The sequence below is a fragment of the Planctomycetota bacterium genome (assembly GCA_033763975.1).
Lineage (GTDB): Bacteria > Planctomycetota > Phycisphaerae > Phycisphaerales > UBA1924 > RI-211.
Genome location: JANRJM010000006.1, coordinates 176,843 through 202,653, shown reverse-complemented (window position 1 = coordinate 202,653; position 25,811 = coordinate 176,843). Strand labels below are relative to the sequence as shown.

Here is a 25,811-nt window from a genome sequence, read left to right as displayed (position 1 = left end):
CGGTTTGGCACCTCGATGTCGGCCCATCACATCCTGGGACTGAAGGCGGCCCCAAGGGTTCGGCTGTTCGCCGATTAAAGTGGTACGCGAGCTGGGTTCAGACCGGCGTGAGCCAGGTCGGTCCCTATCTGCTGTGGGCGTTCCAAGCTTGAGAGGAGTCAACCTTAGTACGAGAGGATTGGGTTGGACGTACCCCTGGTGATCCAGTTGCACCGCTCGGTGCACCGCTGGGTAGCTACGTACGGCAGGGATAACCGCTGAAAGCATCTAAGCGGGAAGCCCCCCTCGAGATGAGGCTTGGTAGTCGCAAGACGTGAGACCCCTGGTAGACCACCAGGTTGATAGGCCGCAGGTGTACGGGCAGAGATGCCTTGAGCCGAGCGGTACTAACGGTCGAAAGGTCACACCAACCAGCCGCCGCGGCTGGTTGTCCGCCGCGTGTTCAATCACGCGGCACGCACCTTCGGGTGATCCTCCCGTCGGCGCTGTCCGTTTGTCTCTGCTTCCGTCCAGTTGCCGGTTCCCCGTGTGCGGCCTCCGCACCCGTCGGGCCTGCCTCTGGCGTGAGATTCTTCCGTCCGGCTCCGGGCGCGTTCGGCGCCCGGCTCAGCCGGTCTGCGTGCCGACAGGCACGCTGATCGGATTGTCGGTGACCATAGGCGAAGGGAAACACCTGTTCCCATCCCGAACACAGCAGTTAAGCCTTCGCCGCCGATGATACTGCACTGCGGGAAAGTAGGTCATCGCCGACTCTTGACCCCCTTGAGGTAAACCTCCAGGGGGTCTTTTCGTTTTTGGCATCGCGCGGCCCATCCGCCACGCGCGCCCGCGACTCCCCCGCACAACCCGTCGCGCCCGGCCACCGTCCGCGGGATCTCCTCGGTCGCATCATCGCGCGTTGCCGCCGCAACAGATCCCCCAGTTCGGTCCTTCCCCCTGTCCCTCGCGCGGTACCATCTCCTCCAGCCAGGAGGCCCGCCATGCCCAACCCCCCGCGCCTCTACGACGACGACGCCGAGTCGCTCCTCAAGTCCGACCTCTTCCCTGATCGCGTCACGCTCCTGCCGGGCGAGGGCGGCGCCGTCTCCGCACGCGAGCGCCTTCGCATCCTCTGGGGGCAGGACCTGCTCCGCGACCTCATCGACGGGCGTTACCGCGCCGTCGTCTGCGGCGTCAACGACGCCGACAACAGCCACGGCATCATCGCCCACCTCGTCGAGCTCGTGACCTCCAGCCAGTGGTCGGCCAAGAGCGTCACCAGCTACGCGAAGATGTTCCAGGAGTCCGTCGCCGTGCACGCGGCCCAGGACCGTGAGCCCTACGTCCTCAAGTTCGACCTCGACCGCCTGCTCATCCTCGCGATCCTCCGCCCCAAGGGACGCGACCACTTCACCATCGACGATCTCTCCCGCGGCTTCAAGACCGTCACGCGCATGCTCGACGAACGCCACGACCGCTGGCCCGCGGCGAGCGTCTCGTTCCTCAACGCCAAGGCCAACCGGCTTGTCGGCCCCAGCGGCGCCGAACCGAGCTTCGAGTCCGTGCTCCGCACGATGTTCAACGCCGGCTTCCGGGGCGATGTCTACGCCGCCCCCGCGATGTGGCGGTTCGGCACCGTCGGCGTCTTCCCGACGTACCCGTTCCCGGCCGGGCTCGAGCAGATGCGCCGCGGAAGCAGCTGAACACGGCCGCGGAACGTGGTGAAATGTACTGGTGTGCCCGGTAAAAACGCGTGCGATAACCCGGGCGAATCGCCGTCAACCGGTACGCGCGGTCGGTAACCGCGATTCTCATGGCAAATTTACCCGATTGTGTGCGTGAAAAGCGCGACGCGAGCGTTGGGCCGCGTACAGCGTGAGTACTCTCCGAACGGACGGGGAGCACCGGGGCGGGGACATGCGCGGTGCGGCTAAGTTTCTGATCGCTTTCGGCGTTGCGTTCGTGCTTCGCTTCGCCTCGGGCCTGTTCCTGGAAGGCGGCTGGCTCCGCGCGCCAACTTTGTCGCCGATCGAACGACTGCCGCTGACGCTCGGCCTGCCGCTGCTGGTGGCGGGCGTCGTCGTCGTGGGCGTGCATCGCCTGTCACCCCGGCGTCTGTTCGACAACCGCGTGCGCCGACCGATCAGCCAGTGGACACTTGGGCTTGGCGCGGGGCTGGCGGCGGCGGTCCTGGCCGCGGCCCCGATGCCGTGGATGCACACGCTGGTGTCCAAGGCGATCGCCACGGGGCTGCTGAGCGGCGTGGCGGTCGTGGTGTTCACGGTGCTGCTGCCCCGGCGTCGTCCGTACGCGTGCGTGCATTGCGGCGCGGTGATCGGCGACCACGAATCGACGTGCCCGGGCTGCGGGGCCGTCGGCTCGCGCGGGGAGCCCGCCCGAAGAAGTTCCGCCGCGGCGTGAGCGAAGGATCGGTTACGCGTCTGCCGGCCCGCGGTACCCCTGCGCGATGGGCATGCGTCGTCCGGTCCCGAACGCGACGGTCGTGACCTTGAGACCGACCGCCGCCTGCCGACGCTTGAACTCCGCGCGGTCGACCATGAGCAGCACGCGCTCGACGAGCGTTCGCTCGAAGCCCGTCTCGGACGCGATCGTGCCGGGCGCCTGGCGGCGCTCGACCGCGCGGGCGAGGATTTCGTCGAGCACGTCGTACGGGGGCAGCGAGTCCTGGTCGGTCTGGTCGGGGCGGAGTTCGGCGCTCGGGGGCTTGGTGATCGACCCCTCGGGGATCGGCGGCCCCGCCAGCCCGCAGCGGCGCGGGTGCTCGTTGATCCAGCGGGCCAGTCGGTAGACCGTCGTCTTGGAAATGTCCGACAGCACGGCCAGCCCGCCGTTCATGTCGCCGTACAGCGTGCAGTACCCCACGGCCAGTTCGCTCTTGTTGCCCGTGGTGAGCACCATGGCCCCCGTGCGGTTCGAGAGCCCCATGAGCAGTGTGCCCCGCACGCGCGATTGCAGGTTCTCTTCGGCGATGTCCGGCAGTGTCCGCCCGAGCGCGGGCTGCCCGAGGGCGAGCAGCGCGGGATCGATGACGCCCGCGACGCCCGACACGCCGTCGCCGATGGGCGCCGTGAGCATGCGCACGCCCAGCCGCCGGGCGAGGTCGGCGGCGTCGGTCTTGGAGTGCTCGCTCGAGTATGGCCCGGGCATGGACACGCCCAGCACGTTCTCTCCGCCGAGCGCGCACGCGGCGACGACCGCGGTGAGGGCCGAGTCGATCCCGCCCGAGAGCCCGATGATGGCCCGGCGATGCCCGGTCTTGCCCAGGTAGTCGCGCACGCCGCTGACGAGCGCGCGGAAGAGCAGGTCAAGGTCGTCGGGCTCTGCGGGCAGCGCGACCGGCGCGGCAGCGAGCGGCACCTCGGCGAGCGGCACCTCGGCGATCAGCGGCGCGGGCTCGAAGAGCGTCCCCGCCGCCGCAAGCCGCCCGCGCGTGTCGAGCACCATCGCGTGACCGTCGAAGACCAGGTCGTCGTTGGCGCCGGCCTGGTTGACAGAGGCGACGACGACGCCGTGCCGCGCCGCGTGCGCCGCGCAGATCTCCCGGTGCGCGCGGTGCTTGCCGAGCACGAACGGGCTCGCGGACGGGCTGACGATGACCCGCGCGCCGGCGCGGACGAGATCCGCGACGGGGTCGGGCGCGTGGGCGTACCGCGAGGCGAACCCGGCGTCCAGGCCCTTCCACAGGTCCTCGCACACCGCCAGGCCGACGCGCACCACCCCGCCCGGCGCGGGCACGTCGACCACCAGGGGCGTCTCGCCGGGCACGAAGTACCGGTCCTCGTCGAACACGTCGTACGTCGGCAGCAGGCGCTTGTCGTACCACGCGATCGCCGTTCCGTCGCGGGCCACGAGCAGCGCGTTCGCCACGCCCCGGTCGGTGCGCCGGGGCGAGCCGATGACGACGGTGAGGCCCGGCGGGGCGGCCTTGGCGGCGTCGAGGGCCGCCCGCTCGCACGATTCGACGAACCGTTCCGCCAGCAGCAGGTCGCGGGGTGGGTAGCCGCAGACGCACAGCTCGGGCGTGACGGCCAGCGCCGCCCCGCGCGCCCCAGCGTCCGCGAACGCGCGCGCGATCATGTCGCTATTTGATCGCAGTGCGCCGACCGTCGGGTTCAGCGGGATGAGGGCCAGACGCATCGGCGGGATCGTACGGGACAAGCGGGCGCCGCACCCGCAGGTACAGGAACGCCGCCACCCCCAGCGGCACGTACAGCACGATCTCCGCGGCGCTCACGGCCAGCGCAATGACCGACAGCGATTCGTACGGCACGCCGGGGATCTGGACGAGCGCGCCCACGCCGGTCGTCGCGCCCTCGCGCGCCCCCACCGAGCCCGCCGGCGACGCCGCCCCCGTCAGGAAGAACGTGCTCGACGCCAGCACCGCCTTCTCGAAGGGCAGCGGGATGCCCAGCGCGCGCCCGACCACGATGAACCGCAGGGCCTGCACGAGCACATCGGCCACGCGCACGCCCGCGGCGGCGAGCAGCGTGGGGCGGTGGGCGATGATCGCCAGGCCCGCGTGCAGGTCGCGGATGCTGGGACGGGCGAGCAGGCGCTCGACGAAGCCCAGGCGGGCGCGACGGGCGAGAGCCGCGAGGCGCGCCAGCCCGGCCTCGCCCCCGAACGCCAGCGCGACGAAGTGCGCCCCGCCGACGCAGGCGATGAGTCCGCCGGCCGACGCCGCGATATATGCCCCGTCCAGCCCGCCCCGCCAGAGCCCCGCCGCGCCCAGCGGCACGACCACCGCGAGGATGATCGTGGCGTTCGCGCCCAGCCAGGCGCCGATGCGCATCAGGGGCACGCCGTCGCGCCGGTGGTGGTACATCACCCGCGCCACGATGCTGAGCTTGAAGGGCAGGTAGGCCAGCGCGGTCGCGATCGCGTTCGTTGCCTGCACGTCGAGCAGGCGCACGCGCGCCAGCCGACGCAGCGTGATCGCGAACCCCAGCCCGTTCAGCACCAGCCCCGCCAGCGCCAGCGCGAACAGCGCCGCCACCAGTTCCGTCGGCGCCTCGGACAGACGCCGGATCGACGCGCGGTTCGCCGGCGCCAGCGCCAGCCGCACGCACCACGCGAGCAGCCCGAGCGCCACCAGCATGCCCACGATCTGCACCGCAAGCCGCAGCGGCCCGCGCGCGCGCGACAGGCGCTCCGCCTCGCGCACCACCCCGCCTGGCGCGGCTCCGGGCGGCGTGCCGGGTGCGCTCACAGCGCCCCCGTGCCGCCCGGCGGCGGTGGGGGAGTCTCGCGGTCAACCGCCCCGGGGCGCCCCGTGTCCGCGGGCCCGCTCGGCGGCTGGTCCGTCAGCGGCATGACGAGGAATACGCCGACCTCGTCCCACGCGCGGACGACGACCGTGCCCGAGCGCACCCACGCCGCGACCTCGTCGCCCCGCACGCGCGGGTCGATCCAGCCGGAGCGTGTGAGGCGTGCGATCTCGCCGAAGTCGACGAGGACGAGGTCGATGCCGCGCTCGCGCAGCGCGCGCGACCACGCCGCCGGGTCGTTCGGGTGGGCCGCGACGATCTCGCCGAACGGCCACGCGTCCCACGTCGCGTTGTACACCAGAGGCCCGCGGAAATACAGCGCCGTGCCGGTGCCGAGCAGGTACACGCGCGCCCCGCGCGGGGCGACGGCGTTGACAAATGGCTCCGGCGGCGCGCTCTCTACCCACGCCCGCGCCTGATCGCGCGGGGCCGCCTCGAGTTCCTCGCGCCCGCCGTCCGCCGTGCGCAAACGCGTGCCCGGCGCGAGCAAGGCGTTGGGCGACCCGCCCCGCTGCGCCGCGAAGATCGACACCAGCGCCCAGGCATGCCCCGCCAGCAGCAGCCCCGCAACGCCGAGCAGAGCGCCCGTCACGACGCGCGAACGCCCCGCGCCCGACGAGGCCCCCCGCTCCGCGCGGGAGCCCGCCGCGTGCAGCGCCCCGCCGAGCGCGAGCGCGAGCATCGCCCCGCCCGGCACCAGCAGGGGCATCAGAAACCGCGACTGCAGGTGCGTCATGAACAGCCACACCAGCAGCCCCGCGCCCAGCGCGAGGGTGAGCACCGCCGCGCTGCGGTGCGTCGTGCGCATCGCGAGGCCCGCGACGCCCGCGGCGATCACGACGGGAAAGAACCACGCCCACTGCGGGTGCAGCGCCCCGCGATGGCGCGCGCCCGCCGGGTCGGCCGGGTCGGGCGAGACCAGCAGCGTGAGCCGGTCGATGAGCGAGCCGTCGAAGTGATGTCCGCCCGCGAATCGCGAGACCTGCTCGGCGGTCCAGTGCCCGGTGCCGCCCGCGTCGTTCGCGAACAGCCCTGCCGCGAACGGAAAGACCGGGTTCCCGCTGTCGATCGCGTTGCGCGCGAGCCAGGGCGCGACGACGCACGCGCCCGCGGCGAGCCCGCCCAGCGCAAGGCGCGCCCAGCCCCGCGCCGGCACGCACCAGGCGCCCAGGAGCGCGAGCAGGGGCACGCCGAACAGGAACGCCGTCGGCTTCACGCTCGCCGCCGCGCCCAGCAGGAGCCCGGCGAGCACGCCGCGTCGCACGGGCGACAGGCCCTCGTCCAGCATCGCGAGCGCCGCCGCCGCCAGCAGCAGCACCGCGCCCATGTCGTTGTACGCCATCGACCCGGTGACGACCGTCCAGGGCGTGAGCAGCGTCATGGCGCCGGCGAACGCGCCCCCGGCGCCCGCGGCCCGCGCGCCCACCCCCGCACGCCGCGCCAGTTGATCGCCCAGCAGCCCCACGAGCGCGCCCGCGAACACCGCGAGCGCCGCGTGCAGGTACTGCGTCGCGTGGGCCGCGTGCCCGAACCCGGCGACCATCGCCGGCGCGTCCGCGCTCGGCCCGGCGGCCATCACGGCGCCCAGGTGCAGGAACGCGCCTTCGAGATAGCCCGGCAGGTACGAGTACACGTTGTGATGCAGCGGCGTCAGCCGCCCGGCCTCCAACCACTCGCGCGGCAGTTGCAGGTGATACCCCAGCGTGTCGTACCCGCCGAACTCGCTGTCCCACAGCGCGCCGGGCGGGTTCGCGCACGCGACGAGCAGCACCGCGACGCCCGCCGCGCCCGGCACCGCCAGCGGGTGCAGCCGTGGCTCAAACCCGCCCGCGCGCAGCCAGCGCACGAACTGGTAGACCAGCAGGCCGATGCCCGTCGCCAGCACGCCGACCGCCACCGCGCGGCCCGTCCCGCCGCCGAGCAGCCCCGCCCAGCCGAGCACATGGCTGAGCCACAGCAGCAGCGCGATGCCCGACGCCGCCTGCAACGCCAGCCCGCACGACGCCCCGCGCACCAGCGGCGTGCACACCCGCCCCAGCCCCACGCCCGCGAGCACGTAGGCCAGCGCCGGCCCGCCGGCGAAGATCATCCGGTCGATGACGATGAGCGCGCCCGTCAGGGTGTCGTGGGGCCCGCCGAGCCCGGCGAGCAACGCGGCACCGACGACGAGCACGACGCCCGCGAGCACGACCGTCGCCCGGCGCGCCGCCGCCCCGGAAGCAGCGGGCGAGCGGGCGGGGTTGGCTTCGGGGCGTGGCATGCGCGACGTGCGGGTAGGATACGGGAATGACCCGCGACGCGAGCCACGTACCGGCCGACGACGCGCTCGACATCGTCGAGCCGCTGTGCGCCGTCTTCCGGCGCAAGCTCAAGGGCGAGGGCCTGAAGTACACGCCCGAGCGTGCGCAGGTGCTGGACTGCATCCTGCGGTTCGACGGGGTGTTCGAGGCCGAACGCGTCATCGACGACGTGAAGGCCTCGGGCTTCCGCGTCAGCAAGGCGACCATCTACCGCACCATCAAGCTGCTGCAGGACGCGGGCATCATCCAGCGCGTGCTGTTCGACGAGGACCAGGCGCACTACCAGGTCGTCTACGGGCGGCGTCCGCAGGACCTGGTCATCCCGCTCGACGGGGGCGAGGCGATCCCCGTGCACATCCCCGAGCTCGCCGCCCTGCGCGACCGGGTGTGCGCCAGCCTGGGGCTTGTTCCCAAGGGACACCGCCTGCACATCTTTGCCGTCCGCGCGCCCTCGAACTGAACGCCGGCGCGGGCCTCGCGTCTTACTCGGCGTCGTCGCCCGTGGCTTCCGGTACGATCCCGACCCTGGTGATGCCCAGCGCCGCGCACCACTCGTGCACGCGCACGACATCGGCGTACGGCGCGCCCGGCGCGGGCTCGACCGTCACGACGAGCCTCTCGGCGCCGACGCGGCCCACCTCGTCGCGCAGGTACACCTCGATCGTGTCGAACGGCGCCGCGCGCAGGGGCGCATCGCCCACGCCCACGCGCGACACCCCGTCGAACCCGAGCTGGACGCGCACGCGCGTCGGGGGGGCGTCCGTCGGCGCGGGCCCCGCCGCCGGCGCCGGCAACGCCGAGCGGATGAACCACTCGGGCCCCATGATGGTCGCCGAGGTCATGAAGAAGATGAGGATGACCATCACGACGTCCACCATGGGCGTCATGTTGGGGCCGTGGTGCGCCTCGTAGAGCGCCCGCGCCGAACGCATCCGGTGCGTCGCTCTCACGACCCGCCCCCGCGCTCCGCCACCAGTCGCACGCTCGTGAGGCCCACGCGACGGCACGCGTCGAGCACCGGGCGCACGTCCTCGTAGGCCAGCGACCGATCCGCCCGCAACTGCACGATCGCGGTGCCCGGGTCGGGCACGCGTGCCCGCAGCAGCCCCTCGAGCGCCCCGGCCGCCACCGGCGCGCCATCGACCACCACCCGCGCCCCCTCGCCCTCGCGCGCCACGGTGATGATCAGCGTCGGCGCCGCGTCCTCCGCCGTGCCCACGCCCGTCGCGGGCAGGTCCACCGGCGCCAGGCGCTCGCGCGCGAGATTCCCCACGATCAGATAGAACACGATCAGCACCATCACCACGTCGATCAGCGGGGTGACGTTCACCTTCGCGCCCGTCTGGTGCGGATGTGCCGCGCGGATCTTCATGCACCGCCCGCCCGCGCTCCATCGTCCTCGCGGCTGGGGATCCGCTCCACGATCTCACCCGCCACCACGATCCCCCGCGTGCACAGCTTGTCCACCAGGTTGCGGTACATCCCGTAGAACAGCAGGCACGGGATCGCCAGGCACAGCCCCAGCAAGGTGTGGAACAGCGCCTTCGAAATGCCCAGCGACAGGTCCGACGCCTGCGCCTGCCCGCCCGTCGCCCCCAGGCTCGTGAACGCCAGGATCATCCCCCACACCGTCCCCGCCAGCCCCACCAGCGGCCCGAGGTTCCCGATCACGTTCAGCACGTCCACCTTGCGGAACCACCGCGCCGATTCCTCGCTCGCCGCCAGTTCCGCCGCGTCCCGGATCGCCGCCCGATCGCGCCCCCGCATCGCCAGCGGCGAACGCAGCACGCGGCAGACGAACGAGTCGTCGTCCCGCGCCGCGATCTCCAGATCTTCCCACCGCCCCGCCCGCGCCAGGTCGCGCAGCCGCCCCGTCACCCCTTCGGGCGCGATGTTCCGCGCGCGCACCTCCAGCACGCACAGGAACACCCACGTGATGCCCACCAGCGACCCCGCCAGCAGCAGCACCGTGAATACGTCGAACGACTGCTTGAACAGCCCCCACAATCCCAGCGGTGCGCCCGTCGCGGCGATGGTCATGTCCATGCGGCGCGATCGTAGCGGGTGATTCACCCGGGCTCGTCGCCCGATTCGCCGCCCGCCTCGTCGTCCGCACGCACGCCCCGCGACGTCCGGTACGCGCCCTCGAACCAGCCGTACAGGTCCGCCAGTCGCGCCCGCTCGTCGACAAACGGCCACGACGCCGCCAGAGGCGACACCCACCGCCCCGTCACGCGGCAGCGCGTCGGCGGATAGTCGCGCAGACGGTCGAACCCCTCGCGCGATGCCCATTCGTCGGGCACCTCGAGCGTCACCCGGCGCGAGTCGGCGCCCGTCGGCTCCAGCGTCATGCGCACCGCGTCGGCCGGCAGCGCGCCCTCCAGCCGCTGCGGCCACTCGATCAGCGCCGCCCCGCCGCCCGTCGCCCGGCGCGTCGCCCCGTCGAACAGCCGGTCCCACCCGAGCGTGTCGAGCTCATCGGCCCCGCCCAGGCGGTACGCGTCCACGTGCACCAGCGCCCGCACCGCGCCCTCGCCCGCCACCGGGTACACGTTCACCACCACGAAGGTCGGGCTCGAGACCAGCCCGGGCGCGACGCCCAGCGCCCCCGCCACGCCCCGCACGAACGCCGTCTTCCCCGCGCCCAGCGGGCCCGCGAGCGCCACGACATCGCCCGCGCGCAGCAGCCGCGCGAACCCCTCGGCCAGCGCCTCGGTCGCGCCCAGTTCCGGCAACTCGCGCGTGAGCGTGATCACGCGGGACTTTACGTGTGCTCCCACCCGAGCCGTGACACCTCGGTCGTCGTCCCGTCCGCATGGCGCACGCGCGCCCCCGGCGTGCTCCCGTCGGGCACGCGGCACACCCCGATCTTCGTCACCCCGCACGCCAGCTCCGGAGGCGCCGCGCCGGCTTCCACCGCGAACAGCAGCTCGTAGTCCTCCCCGTCGCGCAGCGCGCCCCGCAGGTCGCTCCCCGGGGTCACCGGCACGCGGACGCCGTCGAGCTCTACCACCAGCCCCGACGCCCGCCCCATGCGCCCCGCGTCCAGCCCCAGCCCGTCCGAGATGTCCATCATCGCGTGCAGCCGAGCGCCGAGCGCATCCGCCAGCGCGGCCCCCTCCGGCACGCGGGGCTCGAACGTCAGGTGCCGCCCCAGCCCGCTGGCCTCCAGCGACCCTCCCAGCGACCCCGTCACGTACACCTCGTCGCCCGGCCTCGCCTCCGACCGCAGCACCGGCCCGCGCGACGCGTGCGCCAGCCCGATCACGGTCAGGCCGATGACCAGCGGCCCGGGGTCCGCCCGCCCCGCGCTCGCGATGTCGCCCCCCACGATCGGGCACGACCACGCGCTCCCCCAGCGGTGCAGCGCCTCGGCCAACGCCTCCGCCGCGTCCGACGGAAACCCCGCCGGCAGGCACGCCGCCGCCAGCCCGAACATCGGGCGCCCCGCCATCGCCCCGATGTCCGACAGCGCCCGCGCCACGCTCTTGCGCGCGATCAGCCCCAGGTACGCGTCCCGCGTCAGCCCGTCGGGCCCCGGCTCGTCGCGGTCCCAGGTTACGGGCGGCGTGAAGTGCCGCCCGCCCACAACCTGGTCCACCTTCGCCAGCAGCAGATCGCCCGACGGCGTCCGCACCGCCGCGCAGTCGTCGCCCGGCGGCACCACCACCCGCGGAAAGTCCCGCGGCTGCGACGCCGCGACCCGCTCGATGTAAGAAAGCAGTTCCAGCTCGCGCATCCGAAACGCTAGGTCGCTCTCGCTACCGCGCGAACCGGCCGACCAGCCTCCGAATGGCGGGAATTACGATGAACGCCACCGGCAGCGCGATGATAAACGCGATCACCCACGACCGCATCCACCGCCCCACGAGCGCCCCGCCCAGCCCCGTGTTCACGATCACCATCGCCAGCGACATCACGCCCGACATCGTGAACGCGATGAGCGCCACCGACACGATGTTCGCCTGCGTTCGTGAGAGCACCTTCATTCCTTCGCCCCCGCCGGCCCCAGCGAGCCCGCGTCCGTCCACATCGCCCACCCGGCCTTCGCGGCCCGAACCCGCTCGACGCCTCAGTGCCTGCGGAACGCCATGAGCGCGAAGCCCAGCGTGTCGCGCCCCGCCTCCATGTACCACCGCCGCCAGTTCCGCGACCGTCGCAGCAGCGCCGGCGCGTCGGGGCTGTTCGGGTTCTCGCGCACCCAGGCCTCGATGTTACGATGGTGCGCCCACTCGTAATCATCCCAGTCCTGCTCGCTCGCGGTGTGCAGCCAGGCCGGCGTGAGCCCGCGGTCGCTCACGAACCGGAGCAGCTCGTGCAACCGCACGAACTCGCCCTCGTCGATCCCCGTGCCCTCGAGGTACGCCGTCAGGGGCGGACGCTTCCAGTAGCCCTCGCCCAGCACGACCCACCCGCCCTGGCGCGTGAGGCGTGCGAGCGTGTCCACCGCGTGGGCAAACCCGCCCAGCGCGTGCGTCGAGCCGATGCAGACGGCCATGTCGAAGCTCGCCGCCGGCACGCTCGCCTTGAAGTGCCCCGCGTCGCCCTCGTGCACGCGCACGCCGCCCCCGGGCACGCGCGCCGCGACGCGCTCGCGGGCGCGGGACGCGATCTCGGGCGAGAGTTCCACGCACTCGCCGAACACGGCGTACCGCTCGGCCAGGCGGACCACCAGCTCGCAGGTGCCCGCGCCGAAGTCGACGATGTTCGCCCCCTTCTGGAGCGACACGATCTCGACGAGCGCCGAGATCGACCGCTCGCCCATCGGGTTCATGAACGCCATGCCCCGGTGGGCGATGGACGAATACAGATCTGCGCTCATGCCCTGACCGTACGCGGGCGCGGGTCTTTCAAGCGGCCCACCGCCCGGCTCCGCACGCTCCCGACCGGACACGGGCCGATGGGTACCTTACCGGCGCCGACGGGCCGCCAGCACGCCGCCCATGGCCAGCAGCAGGCCGGCGCCCGGCGCGGGCACCGGCGTCACGCGGAACTGGCTGACGATGAACGGATCACGCGCCAGGATCGCCGCCGGGTCGGCATCGAGCTGCGCCTGCGTGTACGGCAGGATGCCCCAGGTCGTCACCAGCAGCTCCTGCGTCACGGGGTCGACATCGAACTCGGTCCAGCCGAACGTGCTCGTCGCCGTGTACTGCCCCTGCAGCAGCGTCGCCTGGATGTCCGAGCCCTGCAGCCCCAGCGGGTCATACCCCAGCGGCGTGATCTGCGCGTTGATCAGATTCTGGATGAACCCCTCGCGCTGTGCAAGCGGGAGACTCTGATAGAAGGCCTGCTGCTGCGGGGTCAGCACGCCCAACTGCGTCGCGATGTCGACGACCGTCGGGCCGAACGGTGCGTCATAGGCCACCGAGCCGGTCGTGATCTCGAATGCGCCCGTGCTGATCTGCGGGCCGAAAGGCACGTTCTGGTACGACAGGTTGTTCACCAGCGTGCCGTGAATGTCCGCCGCGACGAACACCACGTTCTCGATGTTGTTGGTATCGATGTATCGCAGCAGGTCGTTGCGCTCCGCCGCGTACCCCTCGAACCGGTCCGATGCGCCGAGCACGCCCAGGTTCTGGATGGGCTCTGGCACCATGACGAACTTCCAGGTCGTGCCCGCCTGTTGGGCCGAGAGCAGCCCGGCCTTGACGTCCGACACCTGCTGCGTGCCCAGCATCGTGCGGTTCGTCGCGGTCATCGAGGTCACGATGTAGTTCGCGACCGAGCCGGGGTCGAGCGGGTTGGCCGCCGGCAGGCCCTGGTCGCGGAACGACCGTGCGTCGAGGCTGAACACCGCCGCGTCCTGCCCGAAGGATCGCTCGCGGTACAGCTTGGTCTTGCCCGACATGCGGGGGTCGGCCAGCGGGCCGTACGTCTCCGACCGGATCGGGTTGTACTCGTGGAACGCCTGCAGCCCCGTGCCGTACAGCGTCGTCTCGTTGATGTAGTTCCCGGGCTGGCCCGCGAAGCGCGGATCGCTCGACGGGTGCGCCCCGCCGGCGAAGTCGTTCGTCACCTCGTGGTCGTCGATGTTCACCAGGATCGACGTCGACTGGCGCAGGTCGCGCAGCGTGTTCGCGCCGTACCGCGACCCGTACACCTCGTTGTGCTTCGCGCGAAACTCCGGCAGCGTCGTCGCCTGCGGCACGGGCACATCGGGCGACGCCACGTCGGCGTAGATCGTGTCGCCCAGCCCGACCCACAGGTCGAGGTTCCGCCCGGGAACGTTCTTGACCGCCGGATAGGGCGCGAGCTCGCCCCGCCAGTCGCCCGACACGCCCATCCGGAAGCCGTTGCGGCCCGACGCCGCGTTCGTCCTGAAGCGGCCCTGCGAGCTCGAGTTCGCCGCGTCCGTCGCGCGGTAGTAGTACTGCGTGCCGGGGGTGAGATTCGCGACGTCGACCTTCACCGGCAGCGTCGCGTCGGTCACCGTCCGCTGGAACGAGCCGATGATGGTCGAGAAGTCCGGGGTCGTCGAGACCTCGAAGTTCACCGGGCCCAGCACCGTGCTCCGCGTCCAGAGCACGCTCGAGTTCTGCGTCGTATCGCCCGCCGCGACGCCGTTGGGAAGAGTTTGGGCCGACGCGGCCAGACCGCAGACGGACACAATCACAGCCGCCAACACGCCACGGGTGGTCATTGTCAATCTCCTCCGGGCGCAGAATCACGCCGCGTTCGGACAACCCTACCCGCAACGCATGAACGTCTCGCTCAGATCGCGGCAAGATCGCGCGAGTGTGGAACTGGACGGGCCTACTTGCCGCCCGGTTCACCCGGTTCACCCGGTTCACCCGGCGCTGCAGCCGCCGAGTTCTCTCGCGCAATAGTCTGGAACATATCGCGCACGCCGGGGCCGTGCAGCGTGTGCCCCATCCCCTCGACGACGACGACCTCCGCGTCGCTGCCGAGGTCGGCCAGCGTCTGCTTCAGGTTCTTCGTCGCTCCCTCGAGGAAGAACGTGTCCCGCTCGCCCGCGTACACCCGCAGCTTGCCCGCGAGCTTGGGGCCCAGGTGCTCCCAGGTGCGCTGCAGCACGAGGTTGATGTCGTACGCCTCCCACGCCTTGGCCGTCTCGGGATCGACCGCGCCGGTTGTGCGATCGAACAGCGGGCGGGGCTGTCCGTCGCGCCCCTTCGGGCTGAACACGGCTTCGAACGAGTGGATCTGCCCGCCCGGGCCCATCACCGTCTCCATCGCCACGAAGTCGTCGTAGTACAACGCCGTGCGCCCGCCGGGCCCGCGCGCCAGCGGGCGGCGTTCGCCCGCGTCGTCGCGGTACATGTTGGCGTTCGGCGCGTAGAGGTTGATCCGCTGGAAGTCGCGGAAGTCGACCGGGTCCGGGCAGTGCGACCAGCACCCCGCGAACGCGTCCGGGTACGTCACCTGCAGCCACAGGCTCGACCACCCGCCCGACGAGATGCCCGTCACGTACCGCCGGCCGTTGCCGCCGAAGTCGCGGTCGATCGCCGGAAGGAGTTCCTGGACCAGCATCGCGCCCCACGGCCCGGTGTTCGCCGAGTCGGCGAAGACGCTGTGCCCGCGGTAGTTCGTCGCGTCGGGCACCACGATGATCACGTCGTCGGCGCCCTCCATGCCCTTCGTCAGCGCGTGCACCTGGCGTGCGAACGTGTGGTCGCCCCCGAACCCGCCGATGAAGTACAGCACCGGATAGGTCTTCGTGTCGGTCTGCGACCAGTCCTTGGGCAGGATGACGCCGCAGTTCACGACCACGTCGCGATGGAAGAACGCCGAGAGCTTCGGGCTGGCGTGAAAGTACTCGCGCACGCGGTCGGCCTTGGGAAAGTCCCGCGCCTGCACCCGCTTCGACAGTTTCAGTTCGATCGTGCCCGCGCCCGGGCCCCCCTCGGCGAAGTTCACCCGCGTGACCTCGCTGTACAGGTCGCCCACGCCCTTGCCGGGCTCGTTCGAATCCGGCGACAGGCGCGCGACGGCCTGCGCGTAGTACATGCCCTTCTCGGCCTCTTCGAACGACTTGGGGAACCCCAGGCTCCCCGGTCCCAGCACCAGCTCGCTCTGCCCGGCACGCAGCCCGTCGCCGAAGATGTCCTTCGCGAACACCTGCGACGGGCGGAACCAGTCCCACATCCGCGTCCGCGGCTCGGGGCTGTTCCACTTCGACAGCACCACGTACACCCGCCCCTGGTAGAGCTTGATCCCCTCGGCGCCCAGCGCGGCATCGAGCGTGACCCGAAAGCCGCCGACCGTCGGCGCGTCGCCCGGCTCGGCGTCGGCGGGTGGCACGCGCGCGCCCGGCGGCGTGCCGGGCTGTGCGGGTGGTTGCGTGGTGGGCTGCGATGGGGGCTGGCCCGGAGGCGCAGGCGTCTGCGCACACGCCGCCAGCGGGCCCAAGAGGCACGCGATCAGCATCGTGAGCAGCGACAGGCCGGACGGTTGGTTCATTCTCTCTCGCATGGAGCAATGGTACGGGGCGGGACCAGCCCGGCGGCCCGAGCGGTGAGCCGTGACCACGACTTTGCGCGCAGTCTCGGCCCGGGCGGTCGAGCCGCACGGTGCTCCCCATCGCCGGAGCTCGTCGAGCGTGTCGACTCTCCGTGTTCCTCTGCGTTTCCTTCTAGTACCCCGCTGCGTGTCCGTCTTTGCGGCTCTCGCTCGCGCCTTCGTAGACGCCGGCGGGCATGCGGCGGATCGCCTGGTACCCGCCGAACGTCGGGGTGGAGGCGGGCTTGAGCGTGTGTCCGCGGCGGGCGAGTTCTTCGATGGTGGCCGCGGGGAAGCCGGGCTCGAGGTTCAGCACGCCCCCGTCGGCCATGGGACGGACCGGGCCCTGCGGCTCGGTGGAGCCGTCGTGATGGATGCGCGGCGCGTCGCCGGCCTGCTGGAGAGACATGCCGAAGTCGATGAGGTTGATGACGATCTGGGCGTGCCCCTGGGGCTGCATGGCGCCGCCCATGAGGCCGAAGGAGATCCAGGGCGTGCCGTCCTTGGTGATGAAGGCGGGGATGATGGTGTGGAAGGGGCGCTTGGCGGGTGCGAAGGCGTTGGGGTGATCGGGGCGGAGGGCGAACTGCTCGCCGAGGGATTGGAGCATGAAGCCGAGGGCGTCGGCCGCAGTGGGGGCGGCCGGGGTCGGGGCGGCCGGGGTCGGGGCGGCCTTGTCACGCGGGCGGACGGGGACCATGCCCGAGCCCATGCCGCGGTAGTTGGACTGGATGAGCGAGACCATCATGCCGCGTTCGTCGGCGACGGTGAGGTAGATGGTGTCGGGGCCGGCGAGGGGCGCGCCCGGCTCGACGCTTGGCGCGGCGGTGTTCATGTCGATGCGGGCGGCCCGTTCTTTGGCGTACTCGGCGGAGATCAGCCTGGCCACGGGCGACGGGCTGAACGCGGGATCGGCGTAGAAGCGGGCGCGGTCTTCGAAGGCGAGTTTCTTGGCCTCGACGAAGGCGTGCACGTAGTCGGCGCTGCCCCAGCCCATGGCGCGGAGGTCGAAGGTCTCGAGGACTTTGAGGATCTGCAGAGCGGCGATGCCCTGGCCATTGGGCGGGAGTTCCCAGACGTCGTAGCCGCGGTAGTTGGCGCTGACGGGCTCGACCCACTCGCCGCGATGGGCGGCGAAGTCGTGGGCGGTGAGCCAGGGGCGTCCGAGCACGCGCGCGAGATGTGACTCGACGGTCGCGGGCACCTCGCCGGCGTAGAAGCCGTCGCGTCCGTGCGAGACCAGGCGTTCGAGCGTCGCGGCGAGGGCGGGGTTCGTGTGCAGTTCGCCGACGCGCGGCGGGAGCGGGTGCTCGCTGTCGGTGCGGCGCGACGCGAAGACCGCGTTGTACCCGGGGAAGGCGGGCTTGCCCGAGAACTTGCGGTGCGAGATCGACCAGGCCTCGGCGATGCGGGGCGAGAGCGGGAAGCCGTCACGCGCGTAGCGGATCGCGGGCGCGAGCACGTCGGCGATGGGCGCGTCGCCGAACTTCTCGTGCAGCGCGAACCACGCGTCGACGCAGCCGGGGACCGTCGTGCAGAGGGGCCCGTCGGTGGGGATCTGCGACAGCCCGCGTTCCGCGAGGATGGCGGTGAGGTCGTCGAGCGTCACGCCTGCGGGCGAGCGGCCCGAGCCGTTGTAGCCGTGCAGCTTCTGCGTCTTGGGATCCCAGACGATGGCGAAGAGATCGCCACCGACGCCGCAGCCGGTGGGCTCCATGAGCCCGAGGCACGCGTTGGCGGCGATTGCACCGTCGACGGCGGAGCCGCCCGCGCGCATGACGTCCAGCGCGGCCTGCGTTGCGAGGGGGTGGCTGGTCGCCGCCATGGCGCGCGGGGCGTAGACCTCCGGACGCGTGGCCTTGGGCAGCCCGTCGTCGCGTCGCGGCGCGACCTGCGCGGCCTCGGCGTCGAGGACGTGCGCGATGAGCACCAGGACGACGAGCGCCACGCCGAGCGGGAGCGAGATGTTCATGCGCGCAGTGTACCGGCGAGGGGCGAGGGGCCGGGCGGGGAGAACGCCGGGCGGGCGCGAGAAAACGCCCCGCGCGGGCGGGGCGTGCGGGGGCGTCATGCTGATGGAGTGGCGGGTTACCGCGCGACGCGCTTGCGCACCGGGGCGGGGGCGAAGGTGGGCACGCCGTCGCCCTTTTCGAAGAGGTCGGCGAACTTGAATCCCTTGCGGCCCTTCCAGGCGCCGCGGTGGAAGGCGTCGCTGGCGAGGATGGGGAAGAGGGCGGAGAGTTCGCCGAAGACCATCTGCTCGTGGACGACGTCGACCTTGCCCCAGGAGCAGGCCTCGCGGAGGGTGGAGCCGCTGAGGGCGCCGTCGCGCGCGTCGGCGACGGTCATCTGGACGGCGTACTTGTGCATGCCGATGTCGCCGCGGGCCTTGCCGCCCTTGCGTTCGTTCAGCAGTTCGGCGGCGACGACGATGTCCTGGGCGAAGTTCTTGGGCACGCCCCCGCCGAGCATGAGCAGGCCCGTGTCCTTGCAAGCGAGCTTGATGTCGGTGAGTTCGCGGAAGTCCTTGCCGCTGTCGAAGGCGACCATGGGGCGGCCCTGCTCCAAGGCCTCGGTCTGGTGCAGGACGATGCCGAACCCGGCGGAGCAGTCGGAGAAGGCGGGCACGAAGATGGGCACGCGCTTCTGGTAGCAGGTCTTCACGATGCTCTCGTAGCGCGCGAGCTTGGGCGTGTTGGCGAGGTAGGCGCCCATCGCCTCGATGAACTCGCGGCTGGAGTACGCGCCCGGCGCGAAGGCGTTGAAGATCTCGTGGGTGCGCGCGTCGCAGGCGCGGAGGTCGTCCTCGTTGATGTAGGTGTCGTAGATGCGGTCGATCATCAGGTTGCGGAGCGTGAGGTCGTCGACCGGCGGGGCCTCGGGGCTTCCCGGCGCGATGTAGTGCTTGAAGCCCAGGCCCTCGAAGAAGTCCTGGTCGACGATGTTCGCGCCCGTCGAGACGATGGCGTCGACCATGTTGTGCTCGATGAGCGTGATGACGGCCTTCTTGAGGCCCGCGGAGATGAGCGAGCCGGCGAGCGTCAGGATGACGGCGCACTCGCGGTCCTTGAGCATCATGGAGTAGATGTCGCTCGCCTGCGCGAGCGTGCGCGACGAGTACGCCATCTCGCGGTACGACTTGATGACCGGGCGCGCGTCGAACTTCGTCACGTCGATGTGCTGCACGGGGCGCGACAGCAGGTCGGCCTTGGTCCACTGGGTCATGGGAACCTCCTCCTGGAGAAGCGGCCATGGCCCCCCTGTGGCCGGCTCGTGCGTGCGATCACGCCGGGGGTGGCGGCGTGACGTTCACTATACGCGAGCGTGCCGCGCGTGTTCGGCGGTCGCGCGCTCATCTGCGGCTCAGGCGCCGGCCGCACGGCTGGAGCATGGGCAACAAGAATCCCCGTGCCGACGGCAAGTCCCGCGATGCCGAGATGCGGCGCAACGAAACCAACCGCAACCCCGTGGGCAACAAGGCCCAGCGCAACCACGCGAGCGACAGCGCCGGGACGTCGTCGTCGCGCAGCCGCGGCACGGCGTCGGGCGCCGAGCGCAATGCCTCGGCGAGTTCCGGGCGGGGCGGGTCGGGGAACCGCTCGGGCACATCGTCCGCTTCGGCGGCGAAGGCCGCCCGCGACGCGGCACGCGACACGCCCCGAGGAAAGACGCGCGACAAGTCGTGAGCGAGGTGTCGGCGTGCGCCGGCGACCGCCGAGCGAGCCGCCGCACACGCAACTTTCGCCGGAAATTCACGCGGGGCACCCACACTCATCCGTGCACGGGCTGTCTTCCCCGGCACCACACCACCTCACAGGAGTCCCATTCATGGCGGACAACCAGAACAAGAACGATCGCACCAGCGGCACCAGCGGTGGCGGCACCGGCCGTGGTCAGGATCAGAACGAAGGCCAGAACAAGGGTCAGGGTCAACAGGGCCAGGGTCAGAACAAGGGCCAGACGCAGGGTCAGGGCCAGCATCAGCAGGGCCAGGAAGGCGAGCACAGCACGTCCGGCACGCGTCAGCCGGGCCAGTCGCCGTCGGGCATGCCGGGGCGTGATGCCGAGACCGAGGCACGTCGTGCGGGCACCGATGAGGACCAGATGGGCACGCAAGACGACCTGACGCGGGGTGCCCCCGGCCACGGCCGCGGGCAGCAGCATCAGCAGGGTCAGCAGCAAGGCGGCGGCTCTTCGGGCAGCGGGAACAAGGGCGGCGGGCAGCGCTAAGCGCCACGCTCGGCCGACAGTCTCTCTCTCTCTCTCTCTCTCTCTCGCTCTCTCTCTCTCTCTCTCTCTCTCGCTCCGTGCGGCAAGGCCACGCGGAGCGTTTTTCCGTGTAGTCTCCGGGGCATGATGCCGCGCCCCACGAGCCGACCCGTCCCGTTCTTCGCTGCGCGAGCCGCTCTGCTGGGCGCGTGCGTGGCTATCAGCAATGCCGCGCTCGCGCAGCCGGCGCTGCAGTTGCGTCCGATCGCGGCGCTTGGCCCGGGGGCGAAGAAGGAGATCTCGGGCATCGTCCGCAGCCGCACGCAGCCGGACGTGTTCTGGACGATCAACGATTCGGGCGACGAGCCGCGGGTGTATCCCGTCCGGGCCGATGGCACGGTGGTGGGTTCCGAGCGCGACGCCCAGACGCCCGGCGTGCTCATCGGCGGGGCGATCAACTCCGACTGGGAGGACATCGCGGTGGACGGGTCGGCGCGCCTCATCGTGCCTGATTTCGGCAACAACTCCAACGCGCGGCGTGATCTCACGCTGTACATCCTCGAGGAGCCCGAGGCGACGGCGGAGCGCACGAACTGGACGTGCAAGATCGTGTTCCGGTATCCGGATCAGCCCTCGTTCCCCGCGCCCAGCGACAATCGCAACTTCGACGCCGAGGCGCTGTTCACCGTCGGCGACGACCTGTACATCCTGAGCAAGAACCGGTCGGACACGTTCACGAAGCTGTACCGCGTCGAGCGGACCGAAGACGCCGGCCTGCCCCTGCCCGGGCGCGTCACGACGCTGACGTACGTGGACCGCTTCGATCTCGGCGGGCAGGCGACTGGCGCCGACTGCTCGCCCGACGGGCTGCGTCTGGCGGTGCTGACCTACACGCACGTGTTTCTGTTCGAGCGTGCGTCGCTCGACGTGCCGTTCTTCGCCTCGCGCGTGCGGGCGCGGGCATACACCGTGCCCGGGGGCGACAGCGACAGCGAGTCGATCTGCTTCGAGGACGACGAGCACCTGCTGATCGCCGACGAGGCGCGGGGCGAGCTCTTCCGCGTGGCGATCGCCGACATTCCCGAGGTCCGCCCCGCGCACCCCGTGCCGCCGGGCGATCCCGCGCACGACCTCCGCGTGATGTCGTTCAACATCCGCTACGAGGGCGCGAACGACGGCCCGAACGCCTGGCCCCGGCGCGTGGCGCTGGTCGAGCGCGCGATCCGCGATCAGGATCCGGACGTCCTGGGTCTGCAGGAGGTGGAGGCGGCGCAGGCCGACTGGCTGCGCGCGACGTTCCCGTCGCACGCGTTCCACGGCGTGGGGCGCATCGACGCCGCGCGGTCCGGCGAGTTTGCGCCGATCATGTTCCGCGCCGAACGGTTCACGGCGCTGGCCTCCGGGCACTTCTGGCTGAGCGAGACGCCCGACGTGCCGGGCTCCAAGGGCTGGGACGGCGCGTGCGAGCGCATGGCCTCGTGGGTTCGCCTGCTCGATCGGTGCACCGGGCGCCCCGTGCTCGTGCTGAACACGCACCTCGACCATGTGGGCGTGCGGGCGCGGCGTGAAGGGCTCGCCCTCATCCGCGCGCGCCTCGGCGCGCTCGCGGAGGGCGCGCCGGTGATCGTCACGGGCGACTTCAACACGAGCGCCGACGGCCCGGACGCCGCCGCCGTGCTGCGCGATGCCGCTCTCGCCGACACCTTCCGCGCGGTGTACCCCGCGCGCGACGCCGACGAAGCGACGTTCAGCGGCTGGGACGGGCGCATTGCGGGCGAGCGCATCGACTGGATCCTCGCGGCGCCGGGGTTGGGCGTCGTCAACGCCTCGATCGAACGCCGGATGGACACGGGGCGCACGCCGAGCGACCACTGGCCGGTGACGGCGACGCTGCGGTGGGCGCCCGCTCAGGGCATCGAGTAGAACCCGCCGCCCATGTCCTTGATCTTGCCCTGGCGCGCCAGTTCGCGGTAGACCTCGCGCGGGTAGTCGTTGGGCGGGATGATGCCGAGGTTCTCGACCTTCTTGCCGGAGGTCATGGGCCGCGACGCGCCGAGCTTGGACTCCTGGTCGAGCTTGGTGAGCTTGTGGCGTTTCTTGAACGCCGCCATCGCCCGCACGAGCGTGTCCTCGGGGATCGGTGCGGGGTTGCCACCTGCAGCGTCGGTCATGGTGCGTGCTCCGGGCCCGATCGGGGCGCCGGAGGTTATCACGACCTTCACGGCACGGCGAGAAACCGGCCATTCTGCTGCCTATCATGTGGTCTTGCCGGTGGCCTCAGTTTTCTTTCCGTGCCGCGTCCTGCGGACGGATCGCCCTGGGAATCTGCTGGCGGCGTCGGCCTTGAACGGCCTTCGCTCCACCCCAGTACGGCCTGACTTGTTCCAATCAGATTGGCGCGAGGAACGCCCGAACCAGAGTTCGCCCGACGCGGATTCCCTTTTTCGGGGCCGCGCGGCCGACGGAGATTCGCGCTCTTGACTCAGACTTCGTCCATCACGTTCACCTCACTCGGGCTGTCGCGCCCGCTCCTCACCGCCCTGACCGACGAGGGCTACACCACGCCCACGCCCATCCAGGCGCAGGCGATTCCGGCGGGCATCGCCGGGCGCGACCTGCTCGGCGTCGCCCAGACCGGCACGGGCAAGACCGCCGCGTTCGGGCTGCCGATCCTGCACCGCCTGAGCACGGCCCCGCGCGACGCGAGCCGGCGCGGGCCGGTCCTGCCGCGGGCGCTCATCTTGTCGCCCACGCGTGAGCTCGCGTCGCAGATCGGCGAGAGCTTCGCGGTGTACGGGCGGCACACGGGTCTGGCCGGCACCGTCATCTTCGGGGGCGTGTCGCAGTTTCACCAGGTGCGCGACCTGCACCGGGGCGTGGACATCCTCGTCGCGACGCCCGGGCGGCTCATTGATCTGATGGAGCAGCGCCTCGTGAACCTGACGGAGATCAGCATCTTCGTGCTCGACGAGGCCGACCGGATGCTCGACATGGGCTTCATCAAGCCGATCCGGCGGATCGCGGCGGCGCTGCCCGCCGCCCGCCAGACGATGCTGTTCTCGGCGACGCTCCCGCGCGAGATCGTGAGCCTGGCCGAGTCGCTGATGCGCGACCCGGTGCGGGTGTCGGTCTCGCGGGCCGCGGCGGCCGAGCCCAAGATCGAGCAGGCGATGTACATGGTCCCGCGCGAGCGCAAGCAGGCGTTGCTGACGCACCTGCTGCGCGAGGGCGCGATCGAGCGGGCGGTGGTCTTCACGAAGACCAAGCACGGCGCGGACCGCGTCGCGCGCCGTCTGCACGCCGGGGGCATCCACGCGGTCGCGATCCACGGCAACAAGGCCCAGAACCAGCGCACGCGCGCGCTCGACAGCTTCCGTGCCGGGCACGCGAAGGTGCTCGTCGCGACCGACGTCGCGGCCCGCGGGCTGGATGTCGACGGCATCACGCACGTCTTCAACTTCGACCTGCCGATGGAGCCCGAGGCCTACGTGCACCGCATCGGCCGCACGGGGCGCGCGGGCGCCAGCGGCATCGCGGTCACGTTCTGCGACAGCGAGGAGCGCGACCTGCTCCGCGCCGTCGAACGCACCACGGGCGCCCGCATCCCCACGCTGGCGCTGCCGGCACTGCCCGAGATCGCGCCGGACGTGAAGCGCGACGACCCGCGCGAGTCGTACTCGCGCCCCCAGCAGGGACGCCCCCAGCAGGGACGCTCGCACCACGTCCGCGCCGCGGATGGGCGCTCGCAGCCCGCCCGCGCGACGCGCTCGGCGGACGGGCGGCCTGCGTCTGACCGCCCCGCGCCCAAGCGCACCGCCCGGGCCGCGATGCCCGGCGCGGGCGTGCCCCACAAGGCCGGCGCACCCAGGCCCGCCGGGGCGCCCACACAGCGTCCCTCGGCCCCGCCGTCCGACCGACCCGCCGGCACGCCGCGCCATCCGTCCGCGCCCGGCGGCCACGCCCCGGCCTCGAACGGGCACACGCCCCGCCGCCCCGGGTTCATGGCACGCAACACCACCCGTCGCCCCGCGGGGCGGGCCTGATCACCCGACGGCCCTGATAGCAGGGCGGGCCTGATCGCAGGGCGGAACTGAATATGCGACGACGCCGCCCGATGGTTCTCATCGGGCGGTTTCTTGCGCGCGTCGCGTGGCTCGCGCTCATACCACGACGCGCGCTTACGCCTTGGGCGGGTTCACCAGCGTGCTGGTGGAGTTGAACGACAGGATCACGCGGTCCTTCTCGCCGCGGTACGGCAGGCCGCTGTGCAGCAGAAACGCGGGGAAGAGCACGAGCGTGCCGGGCGTGGGGGGGACGTCGAGGTGCCCGGCGGCCAGGTAGTGGTTGCCGTAGTCGCTGAGCAGCGCCCCGCACCCGCGCGGGGCGTAGAACCGGTTCACGCCGTTGGGCGCGTGATCGGGCAGGTCCGACGGCACGTCGCTGATCTGGAGGTAGTACACGCCGCACCACGAGCACCCGCCGTGGTAGTGCGCGTCGTGGAACCCGCCGCCGTTGGTGATGTGGAACCAACTGTCGAGGAACGTGACCTTGATGCGGGCGGGGTCTTCGGTTCGTCCGTTGACGTGCCAGACGGCCCGGCGGACGCTGGACTCGATGAACGCGACCAGACGCCGCAACCCTTCGTGGGTGGACTTCTCGAACAGGTCGAACTTGCTCTCGAAGAGCCCGTCCTTGCTCTTCATGCTGACGGCGATGTCGCTGGCGATGTTCTTGGTTTCGCCCGCCTTGATCTCGTACAGGTGTTCGATGATGCCCGCGGCGTCGCGCGCGTGGTCGCGGTACTTGCGCGAGAAGATCGTCGTGGGCCAGTACGTCCGGGGCGTGAGTTCAAACTCGCCCGGCGCCCCGCCGTAGAACCCGGTGGTCGGTGCGGCGGGGGAGGCGAACGTGAGTCCCGGGCCCTGCATCGTCATGGCGCTTCTCCGGTGGGGCGTTCACCCTACCGCGGGAAACCGCCGTCCAGGCCCGCGTGAATCACTTGTAGCGCGATCTTGGCCCGGGCTTTGCGCCGTGTTCGGAACGCGATCGCAGCGCGAGCGGCCCGCGGCCTGGGACGGGGGCTGGTGCGCGCGACGGGCCCGCTCCTAGGCCTCGACCTTTTCGAACGACACGTGCCCGTCGGCCAGGCGTGCGAAGTACGCGTCGATCCGGCTGAGGCCCGTCACCCGGTGCACGAGCGCCGCCGCCCGCACGAGGTCGGCCCGCTGGAGCAGTTCCAGGCGTGGCGGCACGAGTTCGAGGCGCTTGGTGTAGAACGCGCAGCCTTCGTGCGCGATGAGCACGACGCGCGAGAGTTTGTGCACCTCGACGAGGAACTGCAGCTCGTCGATCACGCCCTTTTCTTCGAGGTGCGCCTGCTGGTGCCCGGCGAGGCACGCGGGCCCGCCCGGGAGCGCCACCCGGTCATAGCGCGGGAGGCCCAGCCCGACCTGCAGGAAGTCGTCGAACTGCTCGCCCACGCGCCCGTCGGAGCAGTAGATCGCCGCGGCGTGGATGCGTGTCGCGTTGTACGCGATCTGCGAGCGAAACATCCGGCCAGTGTACCCTCCCC

At 71.5% G+C, this 25,811-nt stretch carries 24 protein-coding genes and 2 rRNA genes; 9 read left to right on the top strand and 17 right to left on the bottom strand.

The window, feature by feature from the left end:
* The 4 genes from SFY69_04245 to SFY69_04230 all read left to right on the top strand — a co-directional run.
* Positions 1-410: ribosomal RNA gene (locus tag SFY69_04245) — 23S ribosomal RNA — on the top strand; the annotation flags it as partial.
* Positions 411-645: 235 nt separating this feature from the next.
* Positions 646-752: ribosomal RNA gene (gene rrf, locus SFY69_04240) — 5S ribosomal RNA — on the top strand.
* A 228-nt stretch (positions 753-980) separates the two neighbouring features.
* The gene (locus tag SFY69_04235) at positions 981-1,682 is read left to right on the top strand and encodes a hypothetical protein (GenBank protein ID MDX2131244.1); all 702 of its coding nucleotides are present in this window, start codon (positions 981-983) and stop codon (positions 1,680-1,682) included.
* A 214-nt stretch (positions 1,683-1,896) separates the two neighbouring features.
* Positions 1,897-2,400 carry a zinc ribbon domain-containing protein gene (locus SFY69_04230; protein MDX2131243.1) on the top strand — a complete coding sequence of 168 codons (504 nt, stop codon included), beginning with the start codon at positions 1,897-1,899 and terminating at the stop codon, positions 2,398-2,400.
* A 12-nt stretch (positions 2,401-2,412) separates the two neighbouring features.
* Here SFY69_04230 and SFY69_04225 read toward each other — a convergent pair whose 3' ends face one another.
* From SFY69_04225 to SFY69_04215, 3 genes are read right to left on the bottom strand one after another with little or no spacing between them, the layout of a single operon-like run.
* Positions 2,413-4,137: an NAD+ synthase gene (locus SFY69_04225; protein ID MDX2131242.1), complete on the bottom strand. Its 1,725-nt coding sequence runs from the start codon at positions 4,135-4,137 to the stop codon at positions 2,413-2,415.
* Entirely contained in the window at positions 4,082-5,209 is a 1,128-nt protein-coding gene (locus SFY69_04220; GenBank protein MDX2131241.1) for a lysylphosphatidylglycerol synthase domain-containing protein, read from the bottom strand. Before SFY69_04220 ends, SFY69_04225 begins: the two co-directional genes overlap by 56 nt.
* Positions 5,206-7,527 (bottom strand): glycosyltransferase 87 family protein, encoded by a 2,322-nt coding sequence (locus SFY69_04215; protein ID MDX2131240.1) that lies wholly within the window; start codon positions 7,525-7,527, stop codon positions 5,206-5,208. Before SFY69_04215 ends, SFY69_04220 begins: the two co-directional genes overlap by 4 nt.
* A gap of 26 nt (positions 7,528-7,553) precedes the next feature.
* Between SFY69_04215 and SFY69_04210 the strand changes: the two genes are divergently transcribed.
* Positions 7,554-8,027: a transcriptional repressor gene (locus SFY69_04210; GenBank protein MDX2131239.1), complete on the top strand. Its 474-nt coding sequence runs from the start codon at positions 7,554-7,556 to the stop codon at positions 8,025-8,027.
* A 22-nt stretch (positions 8,028-8,049) separates the two neighbouring features.
* On the opposite strand, the gene SFY69_04205 is transcribed toward SFY69_04210, so the two are convergent.
* The 11 genes from SFY69_04205 to SFY69_04155 form a co-directional block, all read right to left on the bottom strand.
* The gene (locus SFY69_04205) at positions 8,050-8,517 is read right to left on the bottom strand and encodes a biopolymer transporter ExbD (GenBank protein MDX2131238.1); all 468 of its coding nucleotides are present in this window, start codon (positions 8,515-8,517) and stop codon (positions 8,050-8,052) included.
* Complete coding sequence (locus SFY69_04200) at positions 8,514-8,939, bottom strand: biopolymer transporter ExbD (protein MDX2131237.1); 426 nt, start codon at positions 8,937-8,939, stop codon at positions 8,514-8,516. Before SFY69_04200 ends, SFY69_04205 begins: the two co-directional genes overlap by 4 nt.
* Positions 8,936-9,613 carry a MotA/TolQ/ExbB proton channel family protein gene (locus SFY69_04195; protein MDX2131236.1) on the bottom strand — a complete coding sequence of 226 codons (678 nt, stop codon included), beginning with the start codon at positions 9,611-9,613 and terminating at the stop codon, positions 8,936-8,938. The genes SFY69_04200 and SFY69_04195 overlap by 4 nt, the downstream gene beginning before the upstream one ends.
* A gap of 23 nt (positions 9,614-9,636) precedes the next feature.
* Positions 9,637-10,323 (bottom strand): tRNA (adenosine(37)-N6)-threonylcarbamoyltransferase complex ATPase subunit type 1 TsaE, encoded by a 687-nt coding sequence (tsaE, locus tag SFY69_04190; protein ID MDX2131235.1) that lies wholly within the window; start codon positions 10,321-10,323, stop codon positions 9,637-9,639.
* Positions 10,324-10,331: 8 nt separating this feature from the next.
* Positions 10,332-11,306 carry a thiamine-phosphate kinase gene (locus SFY69_04185; GenBank protein MDX2131234.1) on the bottom strand — a complete coding sequence of 325 codons (975 nt, stop codon included), beginning with the start codon at positions 11,304-11,306 and terminating at the stop codon, positions 10,332-10,334.
* Positions 11,307-11,328: 22 nt separating this feature from the next.
* On the bottom strand, positions 11,329-11,550 hold the full coding sequence (locus SFY69_04180; GenBank protein MDX2131233.1) for a DUF2798 domain-containing protein: 222 nt from the start codon (positions 11,548-11,550) through the stop codon (positions 11,329-11,331).
* Positions 11,551-11,639: 89 nt separating this feature from the next.
* Positions 11,640-12,389, bottom strand: a complete 750-nt coding sequence (locus tag SFY69_04175; GenBank protein ID MDX2131232.1) for a class I SAM-dependent methyltransferase — start codon at positions 12,387-12,389, stop codon at positions 11,640-11,642.
* Between the two features lie 87 nt (positions 12,390-12,476).
* Complete coding sequence (locus SFY69_04170) at positions 12,477-14,210, bottom strand: alkaline phosphatase D family protein (protein ID MDX2131231.1); 1,734 nt, start codon at positions 14,208-14,210, stop codon at positions 12,477-12,479.
* Positions 14,211-14,323: 113 nt separating this feature from the next.
* A complete protein-coding gene (locus SFY69_04165; protein MDX2131230.1) occupies positions 14,324-16,003 on the bottom strand; it encodes an alpha/beta hydrolase in 1,680 nt (559 codons plus the stop codon).
* A gap of 160 nt (positions 16,004-16,163) precedes the next feature.
* The gene (locus SFY69_04160) at positions 16,164-18,002 is read right to left on the bottom strand and encodes a gamma-glutamyltransferase family protein (GenBank protein ID MDX2131229.1); all 1,839 of its coding nucleotides are present in this window, start codon (positions 18,000-18,002) and stop codon (positions 16,164-16,166) included.
* 116 nt (positions 18,003-18,118) lie between these two features.
* A complete protein-coding gene (locus SFY69_04155; GenBank protein MDX2131228.1) occupies positions 18,119-19,255 on the bottom strand; it encodes a deoxyhypusine synthase in 1,137 nt (378 codons plus the stop codon).
* A 164-nt stretch (positions 19,256-19,419) separates the two neighbouring features.
* Between SFY69_04155 and SFY69_04150 the strand changes: the two genes are divergently transcribed.
* The 3 genes from SFY69_04150 to SFY69_04140 all read left to right on the top strand — a co-directional run bounded on the left by SFY69_04150 (position 19,420) and on the right by SFY69_04140 (position 22,162).
* Positions 19,420-19,716, top strand: a complete 297-nt coding sequence (locus tag SFY69_04150; GenBank protein ID MDX2131227.1) for a hypothetical protein — start codon at positions 19,420-19,422, stop codon at positions 19,714-19,716.
* A gap of 142 nt (positions 19,717-19,858) precedes the next feature.
* Positions 19,859-20,260 carry a hypothetical protein gene (locus SFY69_04145; protein MDX2131226.1) on the top strand — a complete coding sequence of 134 codons (402 nt, stop codon included), beginning with the start codon at positions 19,859-19,861 and terminating at the stop codon, positions 20,258-20,260.
* Between the two features lie 192 nt (positions 20,261-20,452).
* Positions 20,453-22,162, top strand: a complete 1,710-nt coding sequence (locus SFY69_04140) for an endonuclease/exonuclease/phosphatase family protein (GenBank protein MDX2131225.1) — start codon at positions 20,453-20,455, stop codon at positions 22,160-22,162.
* Here SFY69_04140 and SFY69_04135 read toward each other — a convergent pair.
* On the bottom strand, positions 22,147-22,410 hold the full coding sequence (locus tag SFY69_04135) for a hypothetical protein (protein ID MDX2131224.1): 264 nt from the start codon (positions 22,408-22,410) through the stop codon (positions 22,147-22,149). The genes SFY69_04140 and SFY69_04135 overlap by 16 nt on opposite strands.
* Positions 22,411-22,716: 306 nt before the next feature.
* On the opposite strand from SFY69_04135, the gene SFY69_04130 reads away from it, so the two are divergent.
* A complete protein-coding gene (locus SFY69_04130; GenBank protein MDX2131223.1) occupies positions 22,717-24,282 on the top strand; it encodes a DEAD/DEAH box helicase in 1,566 nt (521 codons plus the stop codon).
* Between the two features lie 135 nt (positions 24,283-24,417).
* Here the strand turns inward: SFY69_04130 and SFY69_04125 are convergent, their stop codons facing one another.
* Entirely contained in the window at positions 24,418-25,173 is a 756-nt protein-coding gene (locus SFY69_04125) for a putative 2OG-Fe(II) oxygenase (GenBank protein ID MDX2131222.1), read from the bottom strand.
* Between the two features lie 171 nt (positions 25,174-25,344).
* A complete protein-coding gene (locus SFY69_04120; protein MDX2131221.1) occupies positions 25,345-25,791 on the bottom strand; it encodes a carbonic anhydrase in 447 nt (148 codons plus the stop codon).
* Between the last annotated feature and the right edge of the window lie 20 nt (positions 25,792-25,811).

What these genes read in the sequence shown, in the direction of transcription:
- SFY69_04120 (MDX2131221.1), bottom strand. Translation starts at nt 25,791, where the DNA reads ATGTTTCGCTCGCAGATCGCGTACAACGCGACACGCATCCACGCCGCG.
- SFY69_04195 (MDX2131236.1), bottom strand. Translation starts at nt 9,613, where the DNA reads ATGGACATGACCATCGCCGCGACGGGCGCACCGCTGGGATTGTGGGGG.
- SFY69_04225 (MDX2131242.1), bottom strand. Translation starts at nt 4,137, where the DNA reads ATGCGTCTGGCCCTCATCCCGCTGAACCCGACGGTCGGCGCACTGCGA.
- SFY69_04125 (MDX2131222.1), bottom strand. Translation starts at nt 25,173, where the DNA reads ATGACGATGCAGGGCCCGGGACTCACGTTCGCCTCCCCCGCCGCACCG.
- SFY69_04165 (MDX2131230.1), bottom strand. Translation starts at nt 16,003, where the DNA reads ATGCGAGAGAGAATGAACCAACCGTCCGGCCTGTCGCTGCTCACGATG.
- SFY69_04230 (MDX2131243.1), top strand. Translation starts at nt 1,897, where the DNA reads ATGCGCGGTGCGGCTAAGTTTCTGATCGCTTTCGGCGTTGCGTTCGTG.
- SFY69_04155 (MDX2131228.1), bottom strand. Translation starts at nt 19,255, where the DNA reads ATGACCCAGTGGACCAAGGCCGACCTGCTGTCGCGCCCCGTGCAGCAC.
- SFY69_04175 (MDX2131232.1), bottom strand. Translation starts at nt 12,389, where the DNA reads ATGAGCGCAGATCTGTATTCGTCCATCGCCCACCGGGGCATGGCGTTC.
- SFY69_04135 (MDX2131224.1), bottom strand. Translation starts at nt 22,410, where the DNA reads ATGACCGACGCTGCAGGTGGCAACCCCGCACCGATCCCCGAGGACACG.
- SFY69_04160 (MDX2131229.1), bottom strand. Translation starts at nt 18,002, where the DNA reads ATGAACATCTCGCTCCCGCTCGGCGTGGCGCTCGTCGTCCTGGTGCTC.
- SFY69_04235 (MDX2131244.1), top strand. Translation starts at nt 981, where the DNA reads ATGCCCAACCCCCCGCGCCTCTACGACGACGACGCCGAGTCGCTCCTC.
- SFY69_04210 (MDX2131239.1), top strand. Translation starts at nt 7,554, where the DNA reads ATGACCCGCGACGCGAGCCACGTACCGGCCGACGACGCGCTCGACATC.
- SFY69_04185 (MDX2131234.1), bottom strand. Translation starts at nt 11,306, where the DNA reads ATGCGCGAGCTGGAACTGCTTTCTTACATCGAGCGGGTCGCGGCGTCG.
- SFY69_04215 (MDX2131240.1), bottom strand. Translation starts at nt 7,527, where the DNA reads ATGCCACGCCCCGAAGCCAACCCCGCCCGCTCGCCCGCTGCTTCCGGG.
- SFY69_04150 (MDX2131227.1), top strand. Translation starts at nt 19,420, where the DNA reads ATGGGCAACAAGAATCCCCGTGCCGACGGCAAGTCCCGCGATGCCGAG.
- SFY69_04145 (MDX2131226.1), top strand. Translation starts at nt 19,859, where the DNA reads ATGGCGGACAACCAGAACAAGAACGATCGCACCAGCGGCACCAGCGGT.
- SFY69_04200 (MDX2131237.1), bottom strand. Translation starts at nt 8,939, where the DNA reads ATGAAGATCCGCGCGGCACATCCGCACCAGACGGGCGCGAAGGTGAAC.
- SFY69_04170 (MDX2131231.1), bottom strand. Translation starts at nt 14,210, where the DNA reads ATGACCACCCGTGGCGTGTTGGCGGCTGTGATTGTGTCCGTCTGCGGT.